A 10,207-nucleotide genomic window follows, 5' to 3' on the forward strand; every position below is an offset into this window, starting at 1 on the left:
ACGGTCTCGCCGAAGGGCTCGCCCTCGATCCCGCGGCGCCGAAGATCGCTCCGGGTTTCTACGCTTGGGCAGGGACGGTCGCGTCGATCCGGCGCCACCTGGCGACCGACGGCTGGAAGCTGGCGGACAAGCAGAATCTGCCCACGATCGTGTCGCCGGACGGGCGTGTGCGCCTCATCGTGGCGAGCGGCGACTCGGGTACCGGTGACTCCGAGGCGATTCCGTCGACGTCCAACCCGAAGGGGCGTGCCGTGGAAGAACACGTCCGATCGAACGATCCCGGGCGGCATCAGCAGATCCAACTGGCTCTGGACATAGACGTGGAGTCGAACCGAGACGGAGCGGGTGCGTGTCAGACGTGGATGCTTCTGTACCGGCACGACATCGGGACGCAGGCGAGCGTTGCTGAGGTGTCGCTCCCGCTGGATATCGAGGGTGGCAAGGTGACCCGGTGGGGCGACCGTGCAATCATCGATACCCCCATGCAGTTCTCGGCCATGGAAGTGAGGGCGACCGATGTCTCCGCGTTCGACGACGTCGACTTCGAGATCCACGCCGCAGGAGAAGGCTGATGGATCCAGGCTGGCCCTCGCCCGGGTACGCGCCGGTCTGACCCGGCGAGAACTGGCGGACGTGGTGGGAGTCGCGGGGTCGACGGTTCGGACATGGGAGGCCACGGGCGTTCCGGTGGGGCGATTGGGCGCCCTTTCGGCAGCGACAGGGGTATCGCGGGCCTTTCTCGAGCTGGACGAGCCGGACGTGCTTGAGCCGGATTTGATTTACTTTCGATCGCGTCGGTCGGCGTCGACGTCGACGCGAGCTGCGGCAGCGGGGGACGGGCTCGTCGGAATCGAGTTCTACAGCGCGCTCGCGAGGCGCCTGACATTGCCCCGGGTTGATGTGCCGGTGTTGTCCGAGGTGGGCGATCCGGAAGAGGCCGCACGAGTGCTGCGGTCGGCATGGACGTTGGGTCCGGGACCCCTGCCGAATCTGGTGCAGCTCGCGGAGGCGCACGGGGTGCGAGTGATGGGCCTGCAGGGACGGTCCGCCGACGTCGATGCCTTCAGCCTGTGGCGTGACGGCCGTCCATACGTCTTCCTCTCCCGCCTGAAAACCCCGGAGCGATCGCGATTCGACCTCGCCCACGAACTCGGCCATCTCGTTCTCCACGCACATGAGCCATATCCCACGGCCGAGTGCGAAAAAGAGGCCGATGCGTTCGCGTCCGAGCTTCTCCTCCCGACGCTCACGCTGCAGAGCGAGGGACTGCCAGAGGTGGGACTGGACCCGCTCATCGCCGGGAAGCTCAGATGGGGTGTGTCCGCGATGGCGTACGTCTCGGGCCTTCGGCGGGCCGGGGTGGTGGGGGATTCCTCGATCACCAAGATGTTCCGCGATCTCTCGGCGAGGGGCTTCCGACGTGCGGAACCGGGCTCGTCGATGCCGTGGCCCCGATCCAAGGTGTTCGACGCCGCCAGGGAGATCCTGGGGCGGTCGATCGTGGAGGATCTCGCAGCCGAGACCGGACTCTCGCCTGACGACATAAACACCCTCACCTTCGGCCAACTCCTTGCCGTGGCTCGACCTGGTGCTCCCTCCACTCCGGGCACGGAGCCGGATGAGGGCGATCGTCACGCGAGTGGGCTCCGGTTGGTCGTCGGGGGCGCTTAGCCCCGGTTTCCAGTGGCACGACGTCCGACACTGCCGCTGCACCGGTGCCCCGGGTTGGGTCCGGCGGTCGGAGGCGGCCTGATCCCGGCCCGGCCGTGTTGGAGGGGGTGGCTACGATGGCGGCCGTGAGTCTCACCGTCAGCACTGTCAACGTCAACGGGATCCGCGCCGCCGTCAAGCAGCGCTCGGAGACCAACCTCGGATTCCTGCCCTGGTTGGAGAGCAGCGGGGCGGACGTCGTCGCCCTCCAGGAGGTGCGCGCGGACGAGGACCAGACCCGCAAGGCGCTCGCCCCCGCGCTCGAGGCGGGGTGGCACCTCATCGGCTCGGCGTCGTCCATGAAGGGCCGCGCCGGGGTGGCGTTGCTGTCCCGTCAGGAGCCGTCGGACGTGTGCGTGGGTTACGGCGATCCGGAGTTCGCCGAGTCCGGCCGCTACATCGAGGCCGTCTACCCCGGCGCGGTCGACGGGGAGACCGTCACCGTGGCCAGCCTGTACCTGCCCTCGGGATCGGCCAACACGCCCAAGCAGGACGAGAAGGACCGGTTCCTGGGGACCTTCCGGGAGTTCCTCGCCGAGCGCGCCGCCGAGCTGAAGAGCCGCGACGGGCACGAGATGATCATCTGCGGCGATTGGAACATCGCCCACCGCGAGGAAGACCTGAAGAACCACAAGGGCAACCACAAGAGCTCGGGCTTCCTGCCGCACGAGCGGGAGTGGATGTCCGACGTGTTCGCCGACGGCAGCGGGTGGACCGACATCGTGCGGCACCGCCGCCCCGACGAGGTGGGCCCGTACTCGTGGTGGAGCCAGCGCGGTAAGGCGTTCGACAACGACGCGGGCTGGCGCATCGACTACCAGGTGGTCTCCGACGGCCTCGTGGACCGCGCCGTGAAGGACTGGGTGGACCGCGCCGAGGCGTACGACATGCGGTGGTCCGACCACGCGCCGGTGACCGTCGTCTACGAGTGATGGCGCCGGGGCGACGAGGATGACGACGACGACGACGAGGGCGTCCGCACCCGGGCGGGCCCGCGATCGCGGATGCCGCGTGGCGGGCGGACCCGTAGCCTCGGCGGCATGCCGAAGTACGCGACCGCTGAGCACCCTGATCGAGCGGGACTCGAGGAGTTCCTCCGCCCGCGTCACCGCGCCGTCCTCATCACCCGCAAGTCGTCGGGGGGCCTGCAGTCCTCACCGGTGACGTGCGGCGTGGACTCCGACGGCAGGCTCACCGTGGCCACCTATCCGCAGCGGGCGAAGGTGCTCAACATCCGGCGCGACCCCGCGGTGAGCGTGTGCGTGCTGTCCGACGAGTTCAACGGCCCGTACGTCCACGTGGACGGCCGCGGGGAGATCATCGACCTGCCCGACGCGGTGGAGCCGCTGGTCGACTACTTCCGCAGTGTCGCCGGCGAGCACGACGACTGGGACGAGTACCGCGCCGCGATGGTGCGCCAGGGCAAGTGTCTCATCCGCGTGACGATCGACGACTGGGGTCCGATCGCCACCGGCGGTTTCCCTCCGGAGATGGCACCGCCCGCGGAAGGCTGATCGGGGCCGCGTGGGATGATGATGGCCATGTCTGAGCCGTCCTCCTCCGCAGCTCCTGCCAAGCGTCAGCGTGTCCTGTCCGGTATCCAGCCCACCGCCGACTCGTACCACCTCGGCAACTACCTGGGCGCCGTGCGGCAGTGGGTCGAGCTGCAGGACGACTACGACGCCTACTACTTCATCCCGGACCTGCACGCGATCACCGTCAAGCAGGATCCCAAGGAGCTGCGCGAGCGGGTCTTCCGCGGCTGCGCGCAGCTGCTCGCGCTGGGCGTGGACCCGGCGCGCTCGGTGCTGTTCGTGCAGTCGCACGTGCCCGAGCACGCCGAGCTCGCCTGGGTCCTGGGTTGTATCACCGGCTACGGCGAGGCCGCCCGGATGACGCAGTTCAAGGACAAGGCCGCCAAGCAGGGCACCGACGGCACCACCGTCGGCCTGTTCACCTACCCGGTGCTCATGGCCGCTGATATCCTGCTCTACCGCCCGCACCTCGTGCCGGTGGGGGAGGACCAGCGCCAGCACCTCGAACTCACGCGTGACCTGGCGATGCGGTTCAACTCCCGCTACAAGAAGACGTTCGTGGTGCCGGAGGGCAAGATCCTCGAGGGCTCGGCCAAGATCTACGACCTGCAGGACCCCACCGCCAAGATGAGCAAGTCCGGCGAGAACCCCAAGGGCATCGTCAACCTGCTCGACGATCCCAAGGTCTCCGCCAAGCGCATCCGCAGCGCGGTCACCGACTCCGACGGGAACATCCGCTATGACCGCGAGATGAAGCCCGGCGTGTCCAACCTGCTGGCCATCCAGTCCGCCTTCACCGGGCGCGCGATCGCCGACATCGTCGCCGATTACCAGGCGGCCGGGGCCGGCTACGGCGCGCTGAAGACCGACACGGCCGACGCCCTCGAGGCGTTCGTCACCCCGCTGCGCGGGCGGTTCGACGAGTACATGTCCGACCGCGCCGAGCTCGAGCGGATCCTCGCGGACGGCGCGGAGAAGGCCCGCGCGGTCGCCGGCCCGGTCCTGTCGCAGGTCTACCAGGCCGTCGGGTTCACCGCGCCGCGTCGGGGCTGACCCGGGCGCCGGCGCGGCCGCCGACCATACAACATCTGTAGCGCGGTCGACACGCCGACGCTGCCTCAGGCCTCGCGGGTGGCCTGCTGGTAGACCTGTTTCCAGTCGTCGCCGAACCGCTGCCAGAGCGAGCTGCCCAGCGAGACCTCGCCGCCGGGGGCGGTCGCGCGCCACAGCACCAGGACCGCGTCGTCGCCGAGCCGTTGGGTCTCGACGACCTCGAAATCGACGTCCTCGACGGACTCGTCCGCGTCGCCGAGCTGGCGGCGGGTGCGGGTGCGGCCCGAGGCGTCCACCTGCCGCCACCGCACGTCGAGCAGCCGCGTGAGAGTGCGGCGGTCCCGGCGGACGGCGTCGGTCAACAGGGAGCGTTCGAGGTCGACGACGAGGTCCTCGATCGCGGGGCCGGCGGGGGAGGAACTCCCGTCCTCGCCCGCGGGACCGGCCGAGGTGTTCGCGTCCAGGGAGAACAGGTCGGGCTCGGACTCGGCCGCGGACCTCGTCGTCGTCGCCCCGCTCGTCCCCGACGCTCCCGCGGACGGCGACCGACGGGCGCCACCACCCGCGGCGGGGGGAACGGCCGGGTCCTCGCCCGCGCCGACGTCCTGCGCACCCGGGAAACCCGGTCCGGGCTCGGGCTCCTTGCGCGACGAGTGCGCCTTGGCGGCGCCGTTGGCCAGGGCGTCGGCCTTCTCGTTGAGCTCGTGGCCGGCGTGGCCCTTGACCCACTCGAACGTCACCTCGCGCCCCTGCATGGCCTCGTCGAGGGCCTTCATCACCTCGACGTTCAGCACGGGCTTGCCGTCGGCCTTCTTCCAGCCCTTGCGCTTCCAGCCCTTCATCCACTTGGTGACCGAGTTGATGACGTACTGCGAATCGCACAGGATGTGCAGTGGCTCGTCGACGTGCGCGGTCTGGCGCAGCAGGTCCAGCACGGCGGTGAGCTCGCCCTGGTTGTTGGTGCCGCGCTTCCAGCCGCCGCAGCGCCAGGTCGAGTCGTCGATGTACCAGGCCCAACCGGCGGGGCCGGGGTTCCCGAGAGCGGAGCCGTCCGCGGCGGCGATGATCGTCACGACATGCGATCCTGCCACCGTGGCCGGCGCCACAGCGCACCGGCCACGGTCGCCGGTCAGCCCCGCGGGTCGTCGTCCACGGAGCGGGTGTCGACGCCGTCCTGATCGGCCCGCGAGCCGTCGGCGATTCGCTGCCGCTCCTCGCGGCGGGAGACGCGGGCCGCCTCGCGCATCTCGATGCCCTCGGTGACGAAGTCGCCGATCTCCTTGGCGATCGACCCGACCGCGTCGGTGATGATGACGGCGATCCGACCCACCAGCGACGCCCCGGCCTGGACACCCGCCTGGACCTGGTCCTTGTTGCGTTCGAAGTCGCTCACGGACCGCTCCCTTCGACGATGGTGCCCACGACGGTACCCGCGCCTCACGCCGCGGCGGGAGTCTTCCTGCGCTCGATGATCACGGCGGGCGCGTCCTCCGGCTTCGGCGGCAGCGGCAGGGCCAGCCTGAACATTTTCGCCCACACCGAGGCGACCTGCTTCCACAGCGGGCCGGTCGTGTACGGCAGGCCGTGCTCGGTGCAGATGCGTCGCACCTCGTCCGCGATCTCCGGGTAGCGGTGCGCGGGCAGGTCCGGGAACAGGTGGTGCTCGATCTGGTGCGAGAGGTTTCCGGTCGCCAGGTGCATGAAGGGGCTGCCGGAGATGTTGGCCGAGCCCAGCATCTGGCGCACGTACCACTCGCCGCGGGTCTCCTCGGCCGTCTCCTCCTGCGTGAAGACCTGCGCACCGGAGGGGAAGTGCCCGCAGAAGATCACCGAGAACGCCCACACGTTACGTACGAGGTTCGCGGTGAGGTTCCCGGCGAACGTCAGCGGGAACAGGGGACCGGTCAGCGCCGGGTGGACCAGGTAGTCCTTGGTGACCTGGCCGCGCACCTTGCGCCACCAGCCGGCGACGAGTCCCTTGACGTCGGACCACTTGCGCTTGCCCTTGAGCACGTTGTCGTACTCCAGGTCGTGGAGCATCACGCCCCACTCGAAGAGCATCATCAGCGCGAACGCGTACAGCGGGTTGCCCAGCCGCAGCGGGGTCCACTTCTGCTCGTACTCCATCCGCAGGATGCCGTAGCCGATGTCACGGTCCAGGTCGAGGATGTTGGTGTACGTGTGGTGCATGTAGTTGTGCGAGTGCCGCCACTGGTCGGAGGGGCACACGTTGTCCCACTCGAAGCTGGACGAGTGGAGCATGTCGTCGCGCATCCAGTCGTACTGACCGTGCATGACGTTGTGGCCGATCTCCATGTTGTCGAGGATCTTGGACGCGCTCAGCGCCGCGACCCCGGCCAGCCAGGCGGGCGGAAGGAAGCCGAGGAACATCAGGCCGCGCCCGGCGAGTTCCAGGCGGCGCTGGGTGCGGACCACACGCAGGATGTAGTCGCGGTCGGCGGTGCCGAGGTCGGCGACGATCCGGTCGCGGATCGCGTCGAGCTCGCGTCCGATGATCTCCACCGACTCGGCGGACAGGACGATCGGCTCGGGAGTGGGAGCGGACTTCTTCTCGGGCGTGCCGGCCGCCTTGCCAGCCGCCTTGCCAGCCGCCTTGTCGGCCGCCTTGTCGGCCGCCTTCTTCGGAGTCGCGGACTTCTTGGGGCGCAGGGTGGGGAGTTGCAGGAGAGCCATGATGTGGTTCCTTTCCGGGTTGGTGTCCGGTTGGTGGTGTCTACAGCTCGATCTCGACGTCGCCGACGGGCGCGTTGACGCAGATCTGGACGTGGCAGTCGGGCGTGGCGTCGACCTCGCCGGTCCGCAGGTCGCGCGTGGCGCCGGAGCGACGCACGGCCGTGCAGGTGTGACAGATGCCCATGCGGCACCCGTGCTGCGGGCTCAACCCCGCCGCCTCGGCACCCTCGAGCAGGGTGGTGCCCTCGTTGCGGGCGGTGACGCCGCTGCGCAGATGGGTCACCGTGCCGCCGTCGCCGTCCGGGACCGGCCCGGTCGAGGCGGTGAAGCGCTCGCGGAGGACGCCGGAGAAGCGCTCCGCGCCGAGCGTCTCCTCGAGCCCGCCGGCCAGGGGCTCGGGGCCGCAGAGGAACACGGTCGCGTCATGGTGCCACGGAGCGATCGCCTCGAGGTGCTCGGCGCTGAGGTGGCCGGCCAGGCCGTCGGGCGTCGACCCTTCGGCGGTGGGCACCACGCGGAGGTCGATGCCCGCGCGCGACAACTCGCGGAGCCGGTCGCGGAAAGGCACGTCCTGCACGCGGCGGGCGTAGTGCAACCACGCCACGCGGCCGGGGCGGCCGTCCGCGCCGGCCTTGCGGTCCGCGCCGGGCTCGCGCGCCGCGCCGGAATCCCCGGCCGAGCAGTGGCCCTCGGCGGCGAGGGTCGAGGCGATCGCCAGCATCGGCGTGATGCCGCTACCGCCGCTGACCAGGAGCACGTCGGCCGGGCGGACCTCGGGCAACGCCATCTCCCCGGCCGGGTTGCCGAGCAGCAGTCGCGTCCCGGCCGCCGCGTCGGCCCACAGGTACTCGGAGACCGTGCCGCCGGGATGGCGACGGACGGCGATGGTCGCGAGCCCGTCGGCGCGGGACGCCGGGTCGACGGGGGAGTAGTGGCGGCGGTGGACGACGCCGTCGATCACCACGCCGATCTCGAGCGCGCCGCCGGGGGCGGGCCTCGGGACGCCGGTGGGCAGTCGCAGGGTGAGCACGGTGACGTCGGGGACGGGCCGGTCGACGGCCACGACCGTCGCGCCGGTGGGGTCGTCCGACCAGGCCACGCCCAGCGAGCGGACGTAGTGCTCGACCGGATGCGGCGTCAGCAGGGTGCGGGTGAGGCGTCGGGAGAAGAGTCGGCGAAGGGGCGGGGCGGTCATGGGGACCTCCGTGGAAAGTGTGGGTCGGTGTGGTCGTGCACCGTCGGCCGCGCTCGCCCCTGTGTGGTCCTCGCGCCACACGCCCTCGTGGGGCGTGGTCGCGTCCAGGGGGCGCGTCCGCCCGGTTCGACCACCGGACGAGTGTGAGTGTACAGACGTTCTCTGAAATGAAAAGCCCCCCGCGATAGTGGGAGGCGCCACTGCGCGCGGACGCCACCGGGCTGCGCGGTCTCAGCAGATAGCCGATAGGATCGGACCTGTGACGACCCCCAGGACGCGAGCGGAGCAGAAGCGGCACACCCGTGCACTCATCGTTGAGGCGGGCCGGCACGCGGTGGCGTCCCGCGGGTTCACCGGACTCGTCGTCCGCGAACTCGCCCGCGAGGTGGGCATCGTGCCCACCGCGTTCTACCGCCACTTCGAGTCCGTCGACGACCTCGCCTCCGAACTCGCGGCCGGCGCGGCGGAGGTGCTCGGGTCGTTCGTCGACGAGCTGGTCGCCACCCCGACGGAGGACCCGGCGACCGACTGGCCGGGCCTCGCCGCCGACGCCGCGACCCGGGATCCGCAGACCTGGGGGATGTTCGCCCGCGGACTGGCCGACACCGCTCACCCCGATCACCGCGTCCTCACGGCGGCCGTCGATTCCGCGCGCCGTCGGCTGGGGATCACCCTGGGCCGGCTCGAGACGCTGTCCGGAGCGGACGGCACCGCCGTGGACATCGCGGCCGACCTCGTCGTCGTCGTCCTCCTCCGACTCCTCGTGGAGGTCTCCGTCGGCTACGCGGCGCGGACCGCGCGCGACGAGTGCACGGCGCGGTTGCGGGTCATCCTCGCCGGCGCCGCCGTCTCCTGAGCACGGCCCACGCGATCAGCGCCACCCGGCCGGCGCCCCCGTATCGCACTCCGGCCGGCGCCCCCGCGTTCAGCGTCGCGAGCGGAGCGCCAGCACCGCGCCGGCCAGCACCACGAGTCCGGCCGCACCGAGCGCCAACCACGGCCCGTAGCGCCCCAGCACCGAGCCGCCGACGTCCGCCGTGTCGGCTGCGCCCGGGCGCCCCGCCGTGCCGAGCGGCCCGGAGGCGAGATGAGACGTCGCGTCGCCGGACGCGTCCTGCTCTCCGGATCCCAGTGTCCCCACCGAGCTGTCGGTGGCGAAGGCGGCGTCGAGCAGGGATGCCGCCTGCTGCCACGGGGCCGCGGGCACGCGGGTGCCGTCGAGCAGCACCACGGCCAGCCGCCGCCCGTCGCGCTCGGCCGCGCCGATGTACGTGTGGCGGGCGTCGTCCGTGAAGCCGGTCTTGCCGCCGATCGCGCCCGGGTAGTTGTAGAGCAGTTGATTGTCGTTGCCCACGACGAAGCCCGGGTTGACGGTGACGCCGTCCGGGCGGAGGGTCGGCCCGGTGTTCTGCGGAGCCTCGGCGGGGTCGGGCGGGCCGGCGCCCTCGCCGGCGGGATAGCCGGGGAATCCGGTGGACTGCGTGGCGACGATCTCCGCGAACGCCGGACGGGTCATCGCGTCGCGGAAGATCAGCGACATGTCGTAGGCGGTGGACATCATGCCGGGGCCGTCGAGCCCGTTGACCGTGGCCGCGTAGGTACTGCGCGCCCCGATCGCCGCGGCGTGGGTGTTCATCGCCTCGAGGGTCTGCTCGATCCCGCCCATCTGGTGGGCCAGCACCACGGCCGCGTCGTTGCCCGACGACATGAGCAGCCCGCTGAGCAGCCGCTTGACGGAGTACGCACCGCCCGGGCCGACGCCCACGAGACTGCCCTCGGCCCCCTCGAGGTCGGCATCGGTGACGTGGACGATCCATTCTGGGTCGAGCGCGTCCAGGACGACCGTGGCGAGCAGCGTCTTGATGAGGCTTGCGGGGCGATAGCGACCGTGCGGGTCGCGGGCGGCGACGATCTCGCCGGTGTCGAGGTCGGAGATCATCCACGCGCTCGCCGTGACGTCGCGGGGCGTGGTGAAACCGTTCGGGGCCACGACGTCGCAGCCGACCAGCGCGTCACCGCC

11 protein-coding genes are annotated in these 10,207 nt (G+C 70.9%); 6 read left to right on the plus strand and 5 right to left on the minus strand.

Going from position 1 to position 10,207, the window contains the following annotated elements; translation table 11 throughout:
- From KHA85_RS15175 to trpS, 5 genes are all read left to right on the plus strand, one after another.
- Positions 1 to 572 (plus strand): hypothetical protein (locus KHA85_RS15175; RefSeq protein WP_213186444.1); only part of this gene is annotated, 572 nt, incomplete at its 5' end.
- Positions 573 to 759: 187 nt separating this feature from the next.
- On the plus strand, positions 760 to 1,671 hold the full coding sequence (locus tag KHA85_RS18355; RefSeq protein WP_213186445.1) for an ImmA/IrrE family metallo-endopeptidase: 912 nt from the start codon (positions 760 to 762) through the stop codon (positions 1,669 to 1,671).
- Between the two features lie 116 nt (positions 1,672 to 1,787).
- The gene (locus tag KHA85_RS15185) at positions 1,788 to 2,642 is read left to right on the plus strand and encodes an exodeoxyribonuclease III (RefSeq protein WP_082904707.1); all 855 of its coding nucleotides are present in this window, start codon (positions 1,788 to 1,790) and stop codon (positions 2,640 to 2,642) included.
- Positions 2,643 to 2,750: 108 nt separating this feature from the next.
- The gene (locus tag KHA85_RS15190; protein WP_063974168.1) at positions 2,751 to 3,224 is read left to right on the plus strand and encodes a PPOX class F420-dependent oxidoreductase; all 474 of its coding nucleotides are present in this window, start codon (positions 2,751 to 2,753) and stop codon (positions 3,222 to 3,224) included.
- A 27-nt stretch (positions 3,225 to 3,251) separates the two neighbouring features.
- Positions 3,252 to 4,298, plus strand: a complete 1,047-nt coding sequence (gene trpS, locus KHA85_RS15195; RefSeq protein WP_213186446.1) for a tryptophan--tRNA ligase — start codon at positions 3,252 to 3,254, stop codon at positions 4,296 to 4,298.
- Positions 4,299 to 4,363: 65 nt separating this feature from the next.
- Here the strand turns inward: trpS and KHA85_RS15200 are convergent, their stop codons facing one another.
- From KHA85_RS15200 to KHA85_RS15215, 4 genes are read right to left on the minus strand one after another with little or no spacing between them, the layout of a single operon-like run.
- Entirely contained in the window at positions 4,364 to 5,371 is a 1,008-nt protein-coding gene (locus tag KHA85_RS15200) for an RNase H family protein (RefSeq protein WP_213186447.1), read from the minus strand.
- Between the two features lie 56 nt (positions 5,372 to 5,427).
- Positions 5,428 to 5,691: a hypothetical protein gene (locus KHA85_RS15205; protein ID WP_213186448.1), complete on the minus strand. Its 264-nt coding sequence runs from the start codon at positions 5,689 to 5,691 to the stop codon at positions 5,428 to 5,430.
- 44 nt (positions 5,692 to 5,735) lie between these two features.
- Entirely contained in the window at positions 5,736 to 6,992 is a 1,257-nt protein-coding gene (locus KHA85_RS15210) for a fatty acid desaturase family protein (RefSeq protein WP_213186449.1), read from the minus strand.
- Between the two features lie 40 nt (positions 6,993 to 7,032).
- Positions 7,033 to 8,187 carry a flavin reductase family protein gene (locus KHA85_RS15215; protein ID WP_213186450.1) on the minus strand — a complete coding sequence of 385 codons (1,155 nt, stop codon included), beginning with the start codon at positions 8,185 to 8,187 and terminating at the stop codon, positions 7,033 to 7,035.
- Positions 8,188 to 8,446: 259 nt separating this feature from the next.
- On the opposite strand from KHA85_RS15215, the gene KHA85_RS15220 reads away from it, so the two are divergent.
- Positions 8,447 to 9,043: a TetR/AcrR family transcriptional regulator gene (locus KHA85_RS15220; RefSeq protein WP_213186451.1), complete on the plus strand. Its 597-nt coding sequence runs from the start codon at positions 8,447 to 8,449 to the stop codon at positions 9,041 to 9,043.
- A 69-nt stretch (positions 9,044 to 9,112) separates the two neighbouring features.
- On the opposite strand, the gene KHA85_RS15225 is transcribed toward KHA85_RS15220, so the two are convergent.
- A partial coding sequence (locus KHA85_RS15225; RefSeq protein WP_213186452.1) for a D-alanyl-D-alanine carboxypeptidase family protein occupies positions 9,113 to 10,207 on the minus strand: 1,095 nt, incomplete at its 5' end.

The organism is Dietzia massiliensis, from assembly GCF_018390595.1.
Taxonomy (GTDB): Bacteria; Actinomycetota; Actinomycetes; order Mycobacteriales; family Mycobacteriaceae; genus Dietzia; species Dietzia massiliensis.

Bases quoted from the DNA above. Each gene is read 5' to 3' on its own strand.
- KHA85_RS15185 (WP_082904707.1), top strand. From the start codon at position 1,788: ATGGCGGCCGTGAGTCTCACCGTCAGCACTGTCAACGTCAACGGGATC.
- KHA85_RS15190 (WP_063974168.1), top strand. From the start codon at position 2,751: ATGCCGAAGTACGCGACCGCTGAGCACCCTGATCGAGCGGGACTCGAG.
- trpS (WP_213186446.1), top strand. From the start codon at position 3,252: ATGTCTGAGCCGTCCTCCTCCGCAGCTCCTGCCAAGCGTCAGCGTGTC.
- KHA85_RS15210 (WP_213186449.1), bottom strand. From the start codon at position 6,992: ATGGCTCTCCTGCAACTCCCCACCCTGCGCCCCAAGAAGTCCGCGACT.
- KHA85_RS15215 (WP_213186450.1), bottom strand. From the start codon at position 8,187: ATGACCGCCCCGCCCCTTCGCCGACTCTTCTCCCGACGCCTCACCCGC.